Annotated in this window: 22 protein-coding genes; 10 read left to right on the forward strand and 12 right to left on the reverse strand. The window is 70.9% G+C overall.

Going from position 1 to position 18441, the window contains the following annotated elements; all coding sequences use genetic code 11:
* Positions 1–34: 34 nt before the first annotated feature.
* A complete protein-coding gene (gene nagB / locus ABZ887_RS18110; RefSeq protein WP_361289979.1) occupies positions 35–820 on the reverse strand; it encodes a glucosamine-6-phosphate deaminase in 786 nt (261 codons plus the stop codon).
* Between the two features lie 622 nt (positions 821–1442).
* Between nagB and ABZ887_RS18115 the strand changes: the two genes are divergently transcribed.
* On the forward strand, positions 1443–2918 hold the full coding sequence (locus ABZ887_RS18115) for a PAS domain-containing sensor histidine kinase (RefSeq protein ID WP_361289982.1): 1476 nt from the start codon (positions 1443–1445) through the stop codon (positions 2916–2918).
* 202 nt (positions 2919–3120) lie between these two features.
* On the opposite strand, the gene ABZ887_RS18120 is transcribed toward ABZ887_RS18115, so the two are convergent.
* Both ABZ887_RS18120 and ABZ887_RS18125 read right to left on the reverse strand, forming a co-directional pair.
* Positions 3121–3378 carry a WhiB family transcriptional regulator gene (locus ABZ887_RS18120; RefSeq protein ID WP_010353616.1) on the reverse strand — a complete coding sequence of 86 codons (258 nt, stop codon included), beginning with the start codon at positions 3376–3378 and terminating at the stop codon, positions 3121–3123.
* Positions 3379–3698: 320 nt separating this feature from the next.
* Positions 3699–4667 (reverse strand): diacylglycerol kinase family protein, encoded by a 969-nt coding sequence (locus tag ABZ887_RS18125; protein WP_361289985.1) that lies wholly within the window; start codon positions 4665–4667, stop codon positions 3699–3701.
* A gap of 137 nt (positions 4668–4804) precedes the next feature.
* Between ABZ887_RS18125 and ABZ887_RS18130 the strand changes: the two genes are divergently transcribed.
* Positions 4805–5251, forward strand: a complete 447-nt coding sequence (locus ABZ887_RS18130; RefSeq protein ID WP_361289988.1) for a hypothetical protein — start codon at positions 4805–4807, stop codon at positions 5249–5251.
* A 10-nt stretch (positions 5252–5261) separates the two neighbouring features.
* Here ABZ887_RS18130 and ABZ887_RS18135 read toward each other — a convergent pair whose 3' ends face one another.
* From ABZ887_RS18135 to ABZ887_RS18145, 3 genes are all read right to left on the reverse strand, one after another.
* Positions 5262–6374, reverse strand: coding sequence for an RNA polymerase sigma factor SigF (locus tag ABZ887_RS18135; RefSeq protein ID WP_361289991.1), 1113 nt, complete (start codon positions 6372–6374; stop codon positions 5262–5264).
* Positions 6371–6784 (reverse strand): anti-sigma regulatory factor, encoded by a 414-nt coding sequence (locus tag ABZ887_RS18140; RefSeq protein WP_004925829.1) that lies wholly within the window; start codon positions 6782–6784, stop codon positions 6371–6373. Before ABZ887_RS18140 ends, ABZ887_RS18135 begins: the two co-directional genes overlap by 4 nt.
* Positions 6785–7056: 272 nt before the next feature.
* Positions 7057–7317 (reverse strand): UBP-type zinc finger domain-containing protein, encoded by a 261-nt coding sequence (locus tag ABZ887_RS18145; RefSeq protein WP_361290445.1) that lies wholly within the window; start codon positions 7315–7317, stop codon positions 7057–7059.
* A 61-nt stretch (positions 7318–7378) separates the two neighbouring features.
* Here ABZ887_RS18145 and ABZ887_RS18150 point away from each other — a divergent pair, with 61 nt between their 5' ends.
* Positions 7379–8974 (forward strand): Na+/H+ antiporter, encoded by a 1596-nt coding sequence (locus tag ABZ887_RS18150; protein WP_361289994.1) that lies wholly within the window; start codon positions 7379–7381, stop codon positions 8972–8974.
* 63 nt (positions 8975–9037) lie between these two features.
* The gene (locus tag ABZ887_RS18155; protein WP_361289997.1) at positions 9038–9358 is read left to right on the forward strand and encodes a toll/interleukin-1 receptor domain-containing protein; all 321 of its coding nucleotides are present in this window, start codon (positions 9038–9040) and stop codon (positions 9356–9358) included.
* On the opposite strand, the gene ABZ887_RS18160 is transcribed toward ABZ887_RS18155, so the two are convergent.
* A complete protein-coding gene (locus tag ABZ887_RS18160) occupies positions 9359–10240 on the reverse strand; it encodes a pyridoxal-phosphate dependent enzyme (protein WP_361290000.1) in 882 nt (293 codons plus the stop codon). It lies immediately after the preceding gene.
* 33 nt (positions 10241–10273) lie between these two features.
* A complete protein-coding gene (locus ABZ887_RS18165; protein WP_361290003.1) occupies positions 10274–10864 on the reverse strand; it encodes an N-acetylmuramoyl-L-alanine amidase in 591 nt (196 codons plus the stop codon).
* Between the two features lie 319 nt (positions 10865–11183).
* On the opposite strand from ABZ887_RS18165, the gene ABZ887_RS18170 reads away from it, so the two are divergent.
* From ABZ887_RS18170 to ABZ887_RS18185, 4 genes are all read left to right on the forward strand, one after another.
* Positions 11184–12590, forward strand: a complete 1407-nt coding sequence (locus ABZ887_RS18170; protein ID WP_361290006.1) for a family 2B encapsulin nanocompartment shell protein — start codon at positions 11184–11186, stop codon at positions 12588–12590.
* A 113-nt stretch (positions 12591–12703) separates the two neighbouring features.
* Positions 12704–13804 carry a family 2 encapsulin nanocompartment cargo protein polyprenyl transferase gene (locus tag ABZ887_RS18175; protein ID WP_361290009.1) on the forward strand — a complete coding sequence of 367 codons (1101 nt, stop codon included), beginning with the start codon at positions 12704–12706 and terminating at the stop codon, positions 13802–13804.
* 184 nt (positions 13805–13988) lie between these two features.
* Entirely contained in the window at positions 13989–14213 is a 225-nt protein-coding gene (locus tag ABZ887_RS18180; RefSeq protein WP_361290012.1) for a hypothetical protein, read from the forward strand.
* A 9-nt stretch (positions 14214–14222) separates the two neighbouring features.
* On the forward strand, positions 14223–14570 hold the full coding sequence (locus ABZ887_RS18185; protein WP_361290014.1) for a DUF952 domain-containing protein: 348 nt from the start codon (positions 14223–14225) through the stop codon (positions 14568–14570).
* A 40-nt stretch (positions 14571–14610) separates the two neighbouring features.
* On the opposite strand, the gene ABZ887_RS18190 is transcribed toward ABZ887_RS18185, so the two are convergent.
* The 4 genes from ABZ887_RS18190 to ABZ887_RS18205 form a co-directional block, all read right to left on the reverse strand.
* Positions 14611–15177 (reverse strand): dihydrofolate reductase family protein, encoded by a 567-nt coding sequence (locus ABZ887_RS18190; protein ID WP_361290448.1) that lies wholly within the window; start codon positions 15175–15177, stop codon positions 14611–14613.
* A gap of 110 nt (positions 15178–15287) precedes the next feature.
* A complete protein-coding gene (locus ABZ887_RS18195) occupies positions 15288–16028 on the reverse strand; it encodes a VOC family protein (RefSeq protein ID WP_361290017.1) in 741 nt (246 codons plus the stop codon).
* An 18-nt stretch (positions 16029–16046) separates the two neighbouring features.
* On the reverse strand, positions 16047–16466 hold the full coding sequence (locus ABZ887_RS18200) for a VOC family protein (protein ID WP_361290020.1): 420 nt from the start codon (positions 16464–16466) through the stop codon (positions 16047–16049).
* 67 nt (positions 16467–16533) lie between these two features.
* Entirely contained in the window at positions 16534–16932 is a 399-nt protein-coding gene (locus ABZ887_RS18205) for a helix-turn-helix transcriptional regulator (protein ID WP_089098831.1), read from the reverse strand.
* 106 nt (positions 16933–17038) lie between these two features.
* On the opposite strand from ABZ887_RS18205, the gene ABZ887_RS18210 reads away from it, so the two are divergent.
* Positions 17039–18193: an inorganic phosphate transporter gene (locus tag ABZ887_RS18210; RefSeq protein ID WP_361290024.1), complete on the forward strand. Its 1155-nt coding sequence runs from the start codon at positions 17039–17041 to the stop codon at positions 18191–18193.
* Positions 18194–18207: 14 nt separating this feature from the next.
* Positions 18208–18438, forward strand: a complete 231-nt coding sequence (locus ABZ887_RS18215) for a hypothetical protein (RefSeq protein ID WP_361290027.1) — start codon at positions 18208–18210, stop codon at positions 18436–18438.
* Positions 18439–18441 lie beyond the last annotated feature (3 nt).

An 18441-nucleotide genomic window follows, 5' to 3' on the forward strand; every position in this document is an offset into this window, starting at 1 on the left:
GTCCGAACAGAACCGAACCCGGCAGACGAATCCGCTAGATCCCCTGCCACTCCGGCTTGTTGGAGAACGTGTACCGGAAGTAGTCCGCGAACTTCAGCTTGGACGCGGCGGCCTCGTCGACGACCACCGTGGCATGCGGATGCAGCTGCAGCGCCGACGCCGGGCACACCGCGGCGACCGGCCCCTCCACCGTCGCCGCGACCGCGTCGGCCTTCCCCTCACCCGTGGCCAGCAGCACCAGGTGCCGCGCCTCCAGGATCGTCCCGATCCCCTGGGTGATGACGTGGTGCGGCACCTGCGCGATGTCCCCGTCGAAGAACCGCGCGTTGTCGACGCGGGTCTGCTCGGTCAGCGTCTTGATCCGGGTCCGCGAGGCCAGCGAGGAGCACGGCTCGTTGAATCCGATGTGCCCGTCCGTCCCGATCCCGAGCAGCTGCAGGTCCACGCCGCCCGCCCGCGTCAGCTCCGCGTCGTAGGCCTTGCAGGCGGCCTGTACGTCCTCGGCCGCGCCGTCGGGGCCGAGGAACGCGCCCATCCCGATCCCGAGCGGCTCCAGCACCTCGCGCCGCAGCACCGACCGGTACGACTCCGGATGCTCGGCCGGCAGCCCCACGTACTCGTCGAGCTGGGCTATGCGCGCCCGCGAGGTGTCCACGGCACCGGCCCGTACCTTGGCGGTGAGCGCCTGGTAGATGGGCAGCGGGGTCGAGCCCGTGGCCACCCCGAGCAGCGCGTCCGGCTTGTGCCGGAGCAGCTGGGCCATGGCCTCGGCGATCAGCTCGCCACCCGCGGCGGCGTCCGGAACGATCACAACTTCCACGCTGGGCCTGCCGTTCTGAAGAGGGCTGGAGGGTCAGGAACGTCTATGTGGTTTAGACCAATCCGATGGGACCAATCTAACAGAACCGGACCCTGCCCCTGCGGGCCGGGCGCAGGGAAAGGGGACAAGTGTGAGGTTACGTGAATACGTCAGATGGGGTGAATTAAGGAAAATTTCCGCGGCCCGCCGCGGCCTGCCCCCTGGGCCGGGGAAAATTGCCCTGGCCATCCGCCCCCACGGCCCATCCCGGCGGGCTAGGCTGCGATCGCATCAACTGTGAACAGTCTCCAACGCATGGACACACACCGTGGTCTAGTCCACAATTGCGTACGAGGGCTGAACGAGTACGGCATCAGCCGTACGGCACAGTCGCACTCTTCCGTCTTCCCCGCACAGGAAGGCGGACCGAGGAACCGGAGCTCTCTGCCCTGACTGCCCCGGATCCTCACCTTCGGCCGATCGGGACCGCACACCCCGTGGCCGTTGCTGCTCCGGGCTGCGGTGCCGGGAGGGTTGAGGGTCCCTCCCAGGCGCCGCGGCCCGCGGGTGTTTCCGGGCCCTCCGTCCTCCCCTGAGCCGCTGTTTTTCGGCCATCCACATACCGCCAGGTACGCTCACAGACGTGCCCTCCATGAACGAACTGGTCCGCCAGCACACCGCCCTCGACGACTCCGACCTCGAGTGGCTCCATCTGCTGGTCTCGGAGTGGCAGCTGCTCTCCGACCTCTCCTTCGCCGACCTGGTCCTGTGGGTCCCCACCCGGGACGGCACCCGGTACGTCTCGGTGGCGCAGATGCGCCCCAACACCGGCCCCACCTCCTACCAGGACGACATGGTCGGCCACCTGGTCCCGCGCGGCCGCCGGCCCATGCTGGACATCGCCCTGGACGAGGGCCGGATCGTCCGCGAGGGTGACCCGGAGTGGCGCGAGGAGGTCCCCGTACGGGTCGAGTCCATCCCCGTGCGGCGCGAGGGCCGGGTCCTCGGCGTCATCGCCCGCAACACCAACCTGCTGACCGTGCGCACCCCGAGCCGCCTTGAGCTCACCTACCTCCAGAGCGCTTCCGACCTGGCGCAGATGATCGCTGCCGGATCGTTTCCCTTCCCGAACCAGCAGGTCGACATGGACGCCTCGCCGCGCGTCGGCGACGGCCTGATCCGGGTGGACGGCGACGGCATCGTCCAGTACGCCTCCCCGAACGCCCTCTCCGCGTACCACCGCCTCGGCCTCGCCACCGACCTGCTCGGCCACCACCTGGGGCAGACCACCGCCGAACTCGCCCCGACCAAGGGACCGGTGGACGAGGCGCTCGCCAAGCTCGCCAGCGGCTGGGCGCCGCGCGAGTTCGAGATCGAGTCCGAGGACGGCGTCATCCAGTTCCGGGCGATCCCGCTCAAGCCCAAGGGCACCCGCATCGGTTCCCTGGTACTGCTCCGGGACGTCACCGAACTGCGCCGCCGCGAGCGGGAGTTGATCACCAAGGACGCGACCATCCGGGAGATCCACCACCGGGTGAAGAACAACCTCCAGACGGTCGCCGCGCTGCTGCGCCTCCAGGCCCGGCGCATCGAGTCGGACCGCGGCCGGGAGGCCCTGGAGGAGGCCGTACGGCGGGTCGGCTCCATCGCCATCGTGCATGAGACGCTGTCTCAGAACCTGGACGAGCGGGTGGAGTTCGACGAGATCGCGGACCGGGTGCTCGCGATGGTCGCCGAGATCTCGCCGGGGAAGGTCACCGGCCGGCGCACCGGCCGCTTCGGGATACTGGACGCCGAGGTCGCCACCCCGCTGTCGATGGTTCTCACCGAGATCCTGCAGAACGCACTCGAACACGGCTTCCGCGAGGGCGACACCGGCACGGTCGAGGTCACGGCGGTCCGCGGCGGCACCACCAAGGAGGCCCGGCTCCTCGTCACCGTCCAGGACGACGGCGTCGGCCTGCCCGAGGGCTTCGACCCGCACCGCTCCGGCAACCTCGGCCTGCAGATCGTACGGACGCTGGTGGAGGGCGAGTTGGGCGGCACGTTCGACATGGTGCCGGCGCCGGAGCGGGGGACCCGGGTGATCCTCGACCTGCCGGTGCGGCCGCAGAAGTAGCGCGTCCCGGGAGGGAGTTGTGCCCGGCGAAGGGGGTTGTGCACAGCAAAGAGCCCCGGACCTGGTGGGTCCGGGGCTGCTCGCTCGTTGCTGCTCTTACTGCTAAGCGCATCGGGGGTACTGCGCGCTGCGGCTCGGGGGCGGGAGATGCGTACTCGCTGTACGCGCCGCCAAGCTCAGGCTGTCACCAGGGGTGGGACTGTCAGGCGGTGGCCTGACGGGCCCGGTTGCGGGCGGCACGGCGCTTCATCGCGCGACGCTCGTCCTCGCTGAGACCACCCCAGACGCCGGAGTCCTGGCCGGACTCGAGCGCCCACTGCAGACACTGATCCATAACGGGGCAGCGACGGCAGACGGCCTTGGCTTCCTCGATCTGCAGCAGCGCAGGACCGGTGTTGCCGATGGGGAAGAAGAGCTCGGGGTCTTCCTCGCGGCAAACGGCGTTGTGACGCCAGTCCATGGCTGCTACCTCTCCTTGGTATTACATGCACGTTGCTTGTGAATGTGAACGCTTTCACGAATCCCTCAACAAGTGAAGGGCCGACCGCCAGGTTCCCTGGCAGGGGTCCTGTGAGTTGAAGGGGGATTCCGGTGATCAGTGGAGGCCGGTCTTGCGGGCCGTCCCGATCGCCTCCTAGAGCCTCGCAAACCTCAGCGACGGATACAACCCCTTCCGGAAAGTTTTTTTTGATTCCTCGGTGTCGACTGGGTCACAGCCGTACTTCCATGGGGTGGATCCTGGCCTAAACGTTCGAGTGAAAGGACTTTAGCCCGTTCCGCTCACACAATCACACGCAGTGCACTGCGTACGCCTGTGAACGTCACGCTCGTACGCAGTCCTAGGTGGTCGCCGTCCATCTGAAGGGGGAGGGGGACCTTCGAATGCAAGGTGAACTGGTCCAGGTCGTGCAGCGACACCGCATGCTTGCCGTGGGGTCCGCGCTCGGGGGACGAAGTGAGCAACTGCGTGCCATAACGGGCAGCCGCGGCGGTCGACAGGCGGCTGAGACCGAGTACGTCGATGCCTTTATCGAACGAGGCCTTAGGCGATGTGTACATCGGGCGATTGCCGAGATACGTCCAGGGCGAGGTGTTGCAGACTATCGCCACGACAAGATCCGTGATCGGGTCGGCGCCGGCCCGCTCCAGTGTGATCGTTCCGTGCCGGCGGTGCTGCTCGCCGAGGAACTGCCGGACCACCTGACGGACGTACAGCGCGTGCGTCGACTTCTTACCGAGCTCGCGCTGCTGCTCGACCCTGCCGACCACGCCCGCGTCGAAGCCGAGTCCCGCGTTGAAGGTGAACCAGCGGGCCGGGACCGCCTCGTCCTCGGTGCCGGGCGTGCCGGCGGTCAGACCCAGGCCGACCAGGCGCTCGCGCTTCTCGCGCAGCGCGTCCAGCAGGGCGCCGGTGGCCTCGACCGGGTCGTTGGGCAGGCCGAGGGCGCGGGCGAAGACGTTGGTCGAGCCGCCGGGGACCACCGCGAGGCCGGGCAGCCGGTCCGGGTCGGGGCCGTTGTGGAGGAGGCCGTTGACCACCTCGTTGACCGTGCCGTCGCCGCCGAGCGCCACGACGAGGTCGATGTCGTCGCTCTCCGCCGCGAGCCGGGCCAGGTCGCGGGCGTGGCCGCGGTACTCGGTGGTGACCGCCTCCAGCTTCACCTCGCTCGCGAGCGCGTGGATGAGGACGTCGCGCCTACGTGCGCTTGTGGTGGTTGCCGCCGGATTGACCACGAGAAGTGCACGCATGGATTGCAGCGTACCTACTGGGAAGTACCGGGCCCAGACCGAGTTAGGGATCCGGTAAGAGATAGGGGCGTGAGTCTCAACACTCGGGTGCGAGGGGCGCGGGTTCCGCCGCGGGGCCGAGGGCTACGCTTTCGGGCGTGAGCAGTGAGCATGTGCCTACGGCCGAGAAGGCCGACGGAATCGACGGACCCCGTCCGCGACGGCTGACGTACGCCGCCGCGCTGGCCGGGCTGGAAGGGCTCGCGCTGGTCGCGGGCGGGGTGTGGCTGGCCGTGCTCGGGGCCACCGGGGATCCGGACGACCGGGGGCAGGCGATCACCGGGGGTGTCACCCTCATCGTGCTGGCGCTGCTGCCGCTGATCGCTGCGCGGGGGCTGCTGCTGCGGAAGGGCTGGAGCCGGGGGCCGGCGGTGATCACGCAGATCATGGCGCTGCCGGTGGCGTACAACCTGCTGCAGGCCGACAGCGTGGCGATTCCGGTGGGGATCGTGCTGGCGGTGGTGGCGGTGGCTTCGCTGGTGCTGCTGGTGAACTCGGCTACCACCCAGGCCCTTGGGATCAAGGGGCCCGGGCGCAGTAGCTGATCTGCGGGACCTACTCCTCCACCAGCAGCTTCTCCCGGAGCTGGGCCAGGGTCCTCGCCAGCAGCCTGGAGACGTGCATCTGGCTGATGCCGACCTCCTGGGCGATCTGGGACTGGGTCATGTTGCCGAAGAAGCGGAGGAGAAGGATTCGCTTCTCTCGGGGCGGGAGGTCCTCCAGCAGGGGCTTGAGGGACTCGCGGTACTCGACGCCCTCCAGGGCCTCGTCCTCCGCGCCGAGGGTGTCGGCGACCGCCGGGGACTCGTCGTCGGTGTCGGGGACGTCCAGGGACAGCGTGGAGTAGGCGTTGGCCGACTCCAGGCCCTCCAGGACCTCCTCCTCCGAGATCGCGAGCTTCTCGGCCAGCTCGTGGACCGTGGGGGAGCGGCCGTGCTGCTGGGACAGCTCCGCCGTGGCGGTGGTGAGCGCGAGGCGCAGCTCCTGGAGACGGCGCGGGACGCGGACCGCCCAGCCCTTGTCGCGGAAGTGGCGCTTGATCTCGCCGACCACGGTGGGAGTGGCGTACGTCGAGAACTCCACGCCCCGGTCCGGGTCGAACCGGTCCACCGACTTGATCAGGCCGATGGTGGCGACCTGGGTCAGGTCGTCCAGCGGCTCGCCGCGGTTGCGGAACCGGCGCGCGAGGTGCTCCACGAGCGGCAGATGCATGCGGACCAGCCGGTTGCGCAGCTCCGCGTACTCGGCGCTGCCCTCCTTCAGGCCGCGCAGCTCGACGAACAGGGCGCGCGCGCCGCTGCGGTCCTGAGGTTCGCTGCGGACCTGAGGTTCGTGCTGGGTCGCCTGCACCACCTCTGCGGCCAGCGCCTGGTCCTCGGCGTATCGCTCGTGCTCGCTCATCGTCCCGCCCGTCGCCCTTCCACGAGCCTTCGCCCCGGCTCGGTGCGGGGCCGCGACCCCGTTCCGACCTTCCGGGGGCGCGCTCTGCACGGCACCCTCCAGACCGACCTGCGCGGAGGGGTCCTCCGGGTGCGGCCTGGCCTGCTCCGGGATGCCGTCGATGCCGTCAGCCATGCGGCGGGAGCCGGCCTCGGGGCCTTCGCCCCCGGCCGGCAGCTCCCGTGTGCCGCGCTCTTCGTCCCGCACCGGCCCGTCCCCGTTCCTCACGCCGGCCCGGGTCCCGCGCCGCGCTGTTTGTAGAGGCTGATCGACACGGTCTTGTCCTCGTCGACGGCCGACGAGACCTTGCCCGCCAGGGCCGAGAGCACGGTCCAGGCGAAAGTGTCGCGCGAGGGGGCGTGGCCGTCCGTGGTCGGGGCGGAGACCGTGACCTCCAGCGAGTCGTCGACGAGGCGGAAGACACAGCTGAGCACCGAGCCGGGAACGGCCTGCTGGAGCAGGATCGCGCAGGCCTCGTCGACCGCGATGCGCAGATCCTCGATTTCGTCCAGGGTGAAGTCCAAGCGGGCGGCGAGACCGGCCGTGGCCGTGCGCAGCACCGACAGGTAGGCACCCGCAGCCGGCAGCCGGACTTCCACGAAGTCCTGGGTCGCGGGCTCGCCTGCGATCTGGGACACCCTCACCTCCATGGTGGTACAAGCTTTTCGGGGCCGAGGGTCGCCCCCCGGGGTAACGCACTACGTGGTTCAGCGGTGACGCTACCGCGCTCCGAACTTTTCTGTCCCCGGGACCCCAACCCCCTGGCGTCACTCACAGTAAACCTGTGGATACGCTCCGTGTCTAGAGGTCTGCCTTGCCCAATTGGGAAGAGCGCGCGCCGGGTTGACGTACCCCGGTGTCGAACCGTCGAACCTTCGGTGCTGTGGTCTTCAGCAGCCGTAGTGCAGTGTCACACGAGCACGTGGTCGACGAAGCACCAGCGCCAGTCCTCGCCGGGCTCGAACGTCCGCATTATGGGGTGGCCCGACGTCTCGTGGTGGCCTGTCGCATGTCTTCCCGGCGACGAGTCGCAGCAGCCGACGTGGCCACAGGTCAGACAGAGCCGCAGCTGTACCGGGTGCCACCCCTTGGCGAGACACTCCGGGCACGTCTCGTTCAGCGGGTCGGGCTCCGGGTGCGGCAGCGCGTCGCGGTGCGTGCACTGTTTCATGATTGCCAGATTACGACGGGTGTGCGGGTGGCCGCGCGAAAAACGAGGGCGGGCGAGGATCATGGATGTGATGCCACTGCTGTTGCTGGTGGCGGGGAGCGCTGCGATCGCGGCGGCGGCCCGGCGCACTCCGGTGCCTGCGCCCCTGCTCCTGGTGGCCGTCGGGCTGGTGGTGTCGTACATCCCCGGCATCCCGGACTACACCCTCGACCCCGAGGTCGTCCTGCCGCTGCTGCTGCCCCCGCTCCTCTACACCTCGGCGTCCGACAGTTCCTATCTCGACCTGCGTGCCCAGCTGCGGCCGGTCGCGCTGCTCTCCGTCGGATACGTGCTCTTCGCGACCTTCGTGGTCGGCTGGGCGGTCTACCTGCTCGTCCCGGGCATGCCGCTGCCGGCCGCCCTGGTGCTGGGCGCGGTGGTGGCCCCGCCGGACGCGGTGGCGGCGACGGCGGTCGCGCGGCGGGTGGGTCTGCCGTCCCGGATCACGACGATCCTTCAGGGCGAGTCGCTGCTGAACGACGCCACCGCGATCACCGCCTACAAGGTCGCCCTCGCGGCGGCCGTCGGCGAGGGCGCCACCTGGGTCGGCGGCATCGAGGAGTTCCTGCTCGCGGCGGTGGGCGGGGTGGGCGTCGGCCTGATCCTGATGGCGCCGCTGCACTGGCTGCGCACCCACCTGAAGGAGCCGCTGCTCCAGAACACGTTGTCCCTGCTGATCCCCTTCGTCGCCTACGGCGTCGCCGAGCAGTTCCACGCCTCCGGCGTCCTCGCCGTCGTGGTCGTCGCCCTCTATCTCGGCCACCGGGCCTGGGAGGTCGACTTCGCCACCCGGCTCCAGGAGGAAGCGGTGTGGAAGATGGTCGCCTTCATCCTGGAGTCGGCCGTCTTCGCCCTGATCGGCCTCCAGCTGCCGATCGTCCTCAAGGGACTCGGGCAGTACGCGGGCGCGCAGGCCGCCTGGTACGCGGTGGCCGTCTTCCTGGTGGTGGTCGCGGCCCGCTTCGCCTGGGTCTACCCGGCGGCCTTCCTGCCCCGGATCCTCTCCTCGCGGATCCGCGACCGGGAGGCGAACCCCACCTGGAAGGGCGCGATGGTGACGGCGTGGGCGGGGATGCGCGGGGTGGTCTCCCTGGCCATCGCCTTCTCGATCCCGGTCACCGTGCACGGCGGCGGCGCCTTCCCGCACCGCAACCTGATCCTGTTCCTGACCTTCACCACCGTCATCGGCACGCTGGTCGTGCAGGGCCTGACCCTGCCCCCGCTGATCCGCCGGCTGGACTTCCCCGGCCGCGACCCGCAGGCCGAGACCCTCGCCGAGGCGAACGCCCAGGCCCAGGCCTCCCGCAGGGCCGAGGCCCGGCTCGACGAACTCCTCTCCGACGACCGCAACGAACTCCCGCCCCCGCTCGCCGACCGCCTCCGCACGGTCCTGGAGCGCCGCCGCAACGCCGTCTGGGAACGCCTCGGCCAGACCAACCCCGTCACCGGCGAGTCGGTCGACGACACCTACCGCCGCCTCTCCCGCGAGATGATCAGCGCCGAACGCACGGTCTTCGTCCGCCTCCGCGACCACCGCTACATCGACGACGAGATGCTGCGCACCCTGCTGCGCCGGCTCGACCTGGAGGAGGCTGCCGCGTACCGCGAGGCCGGGTGAGTCGGCGTATTCACCCCCTGCCGCCGGTCCGGCGGGGGATCATTGGACCGACGCGGCCGGAACGTGGGGACAGGGTGGCACCTGGAGCAGGCCGGGCACACCGTGATCCCGGACGTCTGGGACTGGCGCACCGGCGACGACTTCGTCCAGCGCATGGTCGAGGCGCTGACCTCGGCGGACGCGGTGGTCGCGGTGCTGTCCCGGGCCTACTTCGCGGACGGCCGCCGGTCGCACGACGAGCGGACGGCCGCGCCGGCCCGGCGGGACCGGATGATCCCGCTCGCCGCCGAGCCGCTGACCGCCGCGGACGCCGGCCCGCTGCTCGCGTCGAAGATGCGGACCGACCTGCTCCAGAAACTCCGCACCCCGAAGTCCGCCCCCTGATCAGGCCGTCAGCACCGCCACCACGTCCACGTCCCGTCCCAGGCCGCCCTCGCGCGCCAGCTCGACCAGTCCGTACAGCAACTTGGCGACATAGAGCCGCTCCACGCGGACCCCGTGCCGCTCCTCGAAGTCCGCCGCGAAGGCGTCGAGTTCCGGTGTCGTACGCCCGTACCCGCCGAAGTGGAACCGCTCGTCGAGCGACCACTGCCCGCGCCGCCCCCCGAACGCCTCCTCCTGCAACCGCCGTATCTCCGCCGCCAGGAACCCGCCCCGCAGCACCGGCACGCCCAACGCCCGCTGTCCCGCCCCCAGTCCGGCCGCCAGTCCGGCCAGGGTGCCCCCGGTCCCGCAGGCGATCGCCACCACGTCGGCCCGCCCCCGCAGCTCCGCGCCGAGGGCCCGGCAGCCTCGTACCGCGGCCGCGTTGCTGCCGCCCTCCGGCACCACGTACGCGTCCTCGGCCCCCGCCGCCCGCAGCAGACCGGCCAGCACGTCCGGCTCGGCCTTGCGTCGGTACGTCGACCTGTCGACGAAGTGCAGCCGCATCCCGTCGGCCGCACACCGCGCCAGCGAGGGATTCAGCGGCCGGCCGGCCAGCTCCTCGCCCCGCACCACGCCCACCGTCCGGAAGCCGAGCAGACGGCCCGCGGCGGCCGTGGCGCGCAGGTGGTTGGAGTACGCCCCGCCGAACGTGACGAGCGGCCGGCCGGCCGCCGCCTCGATGTTGGGGACCAGCTTGCGCCACTTGTTGCCGATCAGCTCCGGGTGGATCAGGTCGTCCCGCTTGAGCAGGAGACGGACGCCGTGCCGGGCGAAACGGTCGTCGGTCGCCTCCTGCAGCGGGGAGGGGAGCCGGGGGGTGAGTATGTCCGCGCTGGTCACGTCGTCATTGTCGCCCGGGGCGGCCGCGCGGACTCACTTCAGCCGGTCCCGGACGCGCTCGCGCAGCCAGGCCATCGAGAAGCCGCGCGGGTCCACCTTTCCCGGCTGCCACTCCAGGTGCCCGATCACCGACCGCTCCGACCAGCCGTGCTGCCGGCACACCGCGGCGGCCACCTTCTCGATCGCCTCCAGCTGGGCCTCGGGCCAGGGGTCCGCGCCGTCGCCCAGGTTCTCGCACTCGAAGCCGTAGAAGTGCCGGTTGCCGTCGGTGTTCGCCTCGTTGTCGGGGGGCAGGGCCTTCTCGGCGATCACCGCGCGCAGCACGTCGTCGTCGCCCGCTCCCGCGTGGTTGGCGCGGCCGTAGCCGACGAGGTGGACCGTGCCGTCCTTGGTGACGACGCCGTGGCACAGCGGTCCGGGGAGGTCGGGGCGGCCGTCGTAGCAGAGCCGGACCGTGCGTTCGGCGCCGTGGGTCACCGTGTGGTGGATCATCACGCCGTGGACGGGCCCCCAGGGGCCCTTGTGGTTCCGGTTGTGCTCCTGCCATTCGCCGACCTCGACGACCGTGACGCCCTCGTTCCGCAACACGTCGAGGAAAGTGCCCGCGGACATGGGTGGGGCCATGACCGCCTCCTTCGCATCCGAACTGTCTGCACCGTCTTGAACTGTCTGGATCTTCCAGATCTTCTGGGCTTTCTACAGAAGTCGGGCTTTCCGGGCCAGTCTCGTTCGAACGCGTTCGGATCCTGTGCGATTCGATCCGGACAAGTCGGTATATCAGGGACCGATGGGTGGTGGGATGTGTCGGCATGCCCAGTAGTCCGATGATCTATTCCCGCTCTTTCGGGTAATGGTCCAGGCACGCTCCGTGATGAAAGGGTGGCCCGTGAGACCGATGCGTGGGCAGTTCGGCGCCCGCGCAGGTATGGGAGGGCATTTCCTTATGTCGGTAGGCGAAGAGGTCCGCACGGATCAGGGCAAGCCGCAGCAGTCTCTGGACACGGCGGCAGCGCGGAACCTGGCCACCACGACCAAGTCCGCGCCACAGATGCAGGAGATCAGCTCCCGCTGGCTGCTGCGGACGCTGCCCTGGGTCGATGTACAGGGCGGCACGTACCGGGTGAACCGCCGGCTCACCTACACGGTCGGCGACGGCCGTATCACCTTCCTGAAGACCGGCGACCGGGTCGAGGTCATCCCCGCGGAGCTGGGCGAGCTGCCCGTCCTGCGGTCGTACGAGGACGTCGAGGTACTGGCGGAGCTGGCCCAGCGCTGCCGGCAGCGCGACTTCGCCCCGGGCGAGGTCATCGCCTCGTTCGGCAACGGGGCGGACGAGGTCCACCTGCTGGCCCACGGCCGCGTGGAGAAGATCGGCACCGGCCCCTACGGCGACGACGCGGTGCTCGGTGTCCTCGCCGACGGCGCCTACTTCGGCGAGCAGGGCCTCATCGACCCGGACGCCATCTGGGAGTACACCGCCCGCGCGGACACGGCCTGCACCGTGCTCACCCTGTCCCGGCAGGACTTCGAGCAGGTCGCCGAGCGCGCCGACTCCCTGCGCGAGCACCTTCAGCAGCTGCGCGCGATCCCCGAGCAGCGCACCAACAAGTACGGCGAGAAGGAGGTCGCCCTCGCGGCCGGCCACAGCGGCGAGCCCGACATCCCGCACACCTTCGTCGACTACGAGGCCCGGCCGCGTGAGTACGAGCTGAGCATCGCCCAGACCGTGCTGCGCATCCACACCCGCGTGGCCGACCTCTACAACCAGCCGATGAACCAGACCGAGCATCAGCTGCGGCTCACCGTCGAGGCGTTGAAGGAGCGCCAGGAGCACGAACTCATCAACAACCGGGAGTTCGGCCTGCTCAGCAACTGCGAGTACGACCAGCGGCTGCAGCCGCACGACGGCGTGCCCAGCCCGGACGACATGGACGAGCTGCTCAGCCGTCGGCGCGGCACCAAGCTCTTCCTCGCCCACCCGCGCGCGATCGCCGCCTTCGGGCGTGAGCTCAACAAGCGCGGGCTGGTCCCGGAGACCGTCGAGATCGGCGGCAACCGCATCCCGACCTGGCGCGGAGTCCCGCTCTACCCCTGCAACAAGATCCCGGTCACCGAGGCCCGGACCACCTCGATCATCGCCATGCGTACCGGCGAGAACGACCAGGGCGTCATCGGCCTGAGGCAGTCCGGGATCCCCGACGAGATCGAGCCGAGCCTCTCGGTCCGCTTCATGGGCATCAACGAGCAGGCGATCATCAATTACCTGGTCACGGCCTACTACTCGGCCGCCGTTCTGGTCCCGGACGCCCTCGGAGTGCTGGAGAACGTCGAGATCGGCCGCTGGAGGTGACGTTTCCGCACTTGGTGGCCGTGTCCCCGCCCTCCGGGGCGGGTACACCCTCGGGGTACGTGCCGAGCCGGGGCGGAGACGCCACGGTACGCGCACTCCGCGAGGGGGAGGCCATGGCCGAGTTCGTGACGGAGCGGCAGCAGCGTGCCACGCAGCTGCCGTCGGGGAGGACGGAGCCGCCCGACGGGTCCGAGGCGGCGGCGATACTGGAGCGGGTCCGGGCGTCCGTCGACCCCGAACTGCGCACCGCCGTAGCCTCGTTGCCCGCCTCGATGGGGCGGATCGCGCGGTACCACTTCGGCTGGGAGCACGCGGACGGCACCCCGGCGGACGGCAACGCGGGCAAGGCCATCAGGCCCGCGCTGGTCCTGGCCGCCGCCGACGCGCTCGGCGGACGGGCGGCCCGCGCGGCCGCCGTCCGGGCCGCGGCCGCCGTGGAGCTGGTGCACAACTTCACGCTGCTGCACGACGACGTCATGGACCGGGACACCTCGCGCAGGCACCGGCCCACCGCGTGGACCGTGTTCGGCGACGCCGACGCGATCCTCGCCGGGGACGCCCTCCAGGCGCTGGCCCTCAGGCTGCTCGCCGAGGACCCGCACCCGGCGTCCGGGACGGCCGCCGCCCGGCTCGCGGACTGCGTTCTCGAACTGTGCGCCGGACAGCACACGGACACGGCCATGGAGGACCGGGCGCCCGACGAGGTCACCCTCGACGAGGTGCTCGCCATGGCCGAGGCCAAGACCGGGGCGCTGCTCGGCTGCGCCTGCGCCCTGGGCGCGCTGTACGCGGGGGCCGGAGCCGCGGAGGTGGCGGCGCTCGACGGCTTCGGCCGCCAGGCCGGGCTGGCCTTCCAGCTGATCGACGACGTCATCGGGATATGGGGTGATCCACGGCGCACCGGCAAGCCGGCCGGCGCGGACCTGGCCGCCCGCAAGAAGTCCCTGCCGGTCGTCGCGGCCCTCACCTCCGGCACCCCGGCCGCAGCCGAACTCGCCGAGCTGTACGCCGAGCCGCATGTGCGGGCCGACGCCGACGAGATCGCGCGTACCGCACTGGCCGTGGAGCGGGCGGGCGGCCGTGACTGGGCGCAGTCCGAGGCGGCCGACCGGATGGCACGGGCGATGCAGGAGCTCGCCCGTGCCGTGCCCGATCCGGAGGGGGCCGGCGGACTGCTCGCGCTCGCCGAGTTCGTGACCCGGCGCAGCAGGTGAAGACCCCGGAGTCCCCGGGACCGCGCGGCTCCTGACCCCGCACGGTTCTCCGGGGGCTCCGGCCCGACGGGTCCCGCGCATCCCCACGGTGCGCGGGGCCCGCCGATTCCCGTCCGGCGATTCCCGTCCGGCGATTCCCGTCCGGCGGCGGGCACGGTCGCCGGGCCGGGCCTACGCTGGGGGCATGGACAGCCAGGACCAGGTCTGTCCGGTCTGCGGACAGCCTGTCGAGCGCGTGGTGCGGCGGCACAAGACGCTGGGTGCCTGGGTTCCGGTCTGGGGACCCGGTCCCTGCCGCAACCCCCACTGCGGCGAGCAGACCGGCCCGCCGGGCCCGCAGGAGGCGTCACCGCCCCGGCCCCCGCCATCCCGGCCCCCGCCGCCCGGACCCGCCGGGCGCAGACCGTAGCGTGTCCGCATGACCGGACTCCCGAACATCCTGCACATCACCGAACGCTCCCTGTGGGACGAGGCCCACGCCCGGGGCGGCTACGAGATGTCCACCCGCGGCCGCACCCTCCAGGAGGAGGGCTTCATCCACTGCTCCACCCGCGACCAACTCCCGCGCGTGGCGGCCTTCCTGTACGGCTCCTACGACGGCCCGGACGACCTGGTGGTCCTGGTCGTCGACCCGGCCCGGGTCGGCGCCCCGGTGAAGTGGGAGGCGCCGGAGCCGGGCGGCGAGGAGTTCCCGCACGTGTACGGACCGATACCCGTCACGGCCGTGGTGGACGTGGAGCCCTGGACCCGGCACCCGGCCGCCTAGGGCGACGACGCGGTCGGGCCGGCGCGTGGGGTGCTGCTGCTCAGCGCCTCGTCTCGTACCTGGTCAGGACCACGCCGCCGGGAAACGTCCGCGTCTCCACCAGGTTCAGGTTCACCCAGCCGTCCAGCGCGGTGAAGAACGGCGTGCCGCCGCCCACCAGGACCGGATGGGCGGCGATCGCGTACTCGTCGATCAGCCCGGCGCGCATGGCCGCCGCGGCGAGCGTCGCGCCGCCGATGTGCATCGGGGCGCCGTCCTCGGCCTTGAGCCGGGTGATCTCGGCGATCGCGTCGCCGGTGACCAGGCGGGTGTTCCAGTCGACCTTGTCGATCGTCGAGGAGAACACCACCTTCGGCGTGTCCCGCCAGGTCCGCGCGAACTCGATCTCCGCCGGGGTGGCGCCCGGCTGCTGGTCGCCGGTCGGCCAGTAGGAGCTCATCGTCTCCCACAGCTTGCGCCCGTACAGCGACAGGCCGCTCGCCTGCTCGAGTTCGAGCCACCACTGGAACAGCTCGTCGCTCGGCGGTCCGCTCCAGCCGATGTCGTCGCCGACCGCGGCGATGTAGCCGTCCAGGGTCAGGTTCATGCCGTAGATCAGTTTCCGCATGGCCCAGCCTTCCGTCCGTGGGTGTCCGGCGTACAGACCGGCGCGGCGCGGGAAACTCATCGGCGCGCGATCTCCTCGGGCCCGGTTCGAGGAAGCCCCACCGTCTGCTGTCAGCCCCGGCTCGGCAGGCCGCCGGTCTCCGGGTCGCGGCCGGTCAGGCAGTAGACGCCGCCCGCCGGGTCGCGCATCACCGTCCAGTGGCGGCCGTCGGTCACGTGCACGGCGCCGAGTTCCTCGTGCCGGGCACGGGTCGCCGGGATGTCCGCGCAGGCCAGGTCGAGGTGAGCGGCGGCGGGCTGTTCGTCGTCCAGCCGCTGGAGCAGGATCCGCACGGGCAGGCCGGCCGGCGGCCGCAGCACCCGGAACTCCGGCAGCGAGCCGGCCAGCAGCTCCCAGCCGGTCAGCTCCGCCCAGAACGCGGTCTCCGTCTCGTACGCGGCCGGCGGGATGTCGAGGCTGACCTGGTCGAGCCGGCTGCCCGCCACGACCGGCGGCCGTACCGACTCCCCGTGCCAGGGCCCGGCGCACCACAACTGCCCGGCGGGCGAGCGCAGGACGGCCCAGCCGTCGTGCTCGGCGACCGTCTCGGCGCCGAGTTCCCGGGCCCGCTTCACGAGGCCGGGCACGTCCTCGACGCAGAGGTCCAGGTGGGCCCCGCCGGGGCCGGACCAGACACCCTGGAGCTTGACGCAGGCGTCGATGCCGGAGGCCGGCAGCAGGGTCACGAACTCGTCGTCCTCGCCACGCGGTGCGGAGAGGAAGGTGCCCGTGACGGCCGTCCAGAACGCCTGGGCGGAGGCGAGGTGCGCTGCGGGGCGGTCGGCGAAGGCGTACGTCCAGCGGATGCTCATGCGGTGATCGTAAATGCGCTACCCGGCCGCCCGGCGTTCCGTGAAGCGCAGCAGGTTGCCCGCGGGGTCCCGGAACGCGCAGTCCCGCACTCCCCAGTGCTGGTCCGTCGGCTCCTGGATCACGTCGCCGCCGTGCTCCCGCACCCGCTCGTACAGCGCGTCGCAGTCCGAGGTGGAGAAGATCACGCCGCGCAGCATGCCCTTGGCGAGCAGCTCGGCCATGGCCTGCCGGTCGGCGGGCGAGGCGTCCGGGTTGGCGCCCGGCGGCTCCAGCACGATCTCCACACCCGGCTGCTGCGGCGACCCGACGGTCACCCACCGCATCCCCTCGAACGCCACGTCGTTGTGGACCTCCAGGCCGAGGACGTCACGGTAGAAGGCCAGCGCCTTGTCGTGGTCGTCGACGGCGATGAAACACTGCGCGAGTTGTACGTCCATGGGGTCAGGCTAGGAGGAAACGTCCGGCCGCGCGTGCGGTCGGTTTCGTGAGGTCGGTCGCGTGCGGTCAGTACGGCCGGCGGCGTGGGCGGGTGAACGTCCGGGCCACGCAGGACGGGATCACCGTGCTCTCCTCGTGGTCCCGCGCCCGGTACGCGCTCGGCGTCTCCCCGACCAGTTCGGTGAACCGCGAGCTGAAGGAGCCCAGTGACGTACAGCCGACCGCCATGCACACCTCTGTCACCGTGAGGTCGCCGCGGCGCAGCAGCGCCTTGGCCCGCTCGACCCGCCGGGTCATGAGATAGCTGTACGGCGTCTCGCCGAAGGCCTTGCGGAAGCTGCGCTGGAAGTGGCCGGGGGACATCACCGCCGTACGGGCGAGCTCGGCCATGTCGAGCGGCTCGGCGTACTCGCGGTCCATGCGGTCGCGCGCCCGGCGCAGCCGCCGCAGATCCTCCAGGGTCATCCGCCCAGCATGGCATGCACATCACCCACACGAGCGGGGCCTGTTTTTGGACGGCCGTTTGTCTCTGGTTCTCGCGCAATTGGTCCGTCCTTGTTTGCATAAAGGAATGGACCACATCACGTTCCTCGTGGCGGTCGTGATCGTCACTGCGCTTGCGTTCGACTTCACCAACGGGTTTCACGACACGGCGAACGCGATGGCCACGTCCATCGCGACCGGCGCGCTGAAACCGAAGACAGCCGTTCTGATCAGCGGTGTGCTGAACCTGGTCGGAGCCTTCCTCTCGACGGAGGTCGCCAAGACGATCTCCGGCGGCATTGTGAACGACGCCAAGGTGACCCCGGCGATGATCTTCGCGGGCCTGGTGGGGGCGATCCTGTGGAACTTGGTGACCTGGCTGGTCGGGCTGCCCTCCAGCTCCTCGCACGCGCTGTTCGGCGGGCTGATCGGCGCCGTGTGGGTCGGCGCGGGCTCCGGCGCGATCAACTTCGACAAGGTCGTCGAGAAGATCATCATCCCGGCGTTCGCCTCGCCGGTGGTGGCGGGCGTCGCCGCGCTGATCGCGACGTACTGCGCGTACAAGATCACCACCCGCGGCCGTGAGGAGTCCGTGACCAAGGGCTTCCGGCTCGGGCAGATCGGCTCGGCCTCGCTGGTCTCGCTCGCCCACGGCACCAACGACGCCCAGAAGACCATGGGCATCATCACCCTGACCCTGATCTCCGTCGGCGCGCTCCCGAGCGACGCCGGCCCGCCGGTCTGGGTCATCTTCACCGCGGGTCTCGCCATCGCCCTCGGTACCTACATCGGCGGCTGGCGGATCATCCGCACCATGGGCAAGGGCCTGACCGAGATCCAGTCCCCGCAGGGCTTCGCGGCGGAGACCGCCTCCACGGCGGTCATCCTGACCTCCGCGCACATGGGCTTCGCCCTGTCCACCACGCAGGTCGCCTCCGGATCCATCCTCGGCGCGGGCGTCGGCCGGCGGCTCGCGGAGGTCCGCTGGGGCATCGCCGGCCGCATGGTGGCCGCCTGGGTGATCACACTGCCCAGCGCGGCGCTGGTCGGGGGCGTCTCCGCCGCCGCCGTCAAGCACGGCGGCAACTTCGGCACGGTCGTGGTCGCGCTGGTCGGCGCCGCGCTCGCGACCGGCATCGTCCTGCTGTCGCGCCGCAACCCGATCGACGCGAAGAACGTCAACGACGGCCACGAGGTCGCCGTCCGCCCCACGCCCCCGTCCAACGTCGGCACCGCCGCCTGAGTGAGGGAGTTTCCATGAACATCGACTGGACCGCACTCGGCGAGGTCACCGCGGTGAGCATCGGAGTTACATTCGCAGTGGTGGTTGTCTTCGCTCTGGGCGTCCTCGGGCTCGCTCGTTACGAGGGCGCCAAGGAGCAGGGCGGCACCAGCGCGGTCGGCGCCGCCCAGGCAGGGCTGTGCTTCCTCGCCTGCGTGGCGGTGGTGGCGTACGGCATCTACCTGATCGTGCCGCAGTTCCACTGACCC

It is taken from the genome of Streptomyces sp. NPDC047061 (assembly GCF_040643955.1).
Taxonomy (GTDB): domain Bacteria; phylum Actinomycetota; class Actinomycetes; order Streptomycetales; family Streptomycetaceae; genus Streptomyces.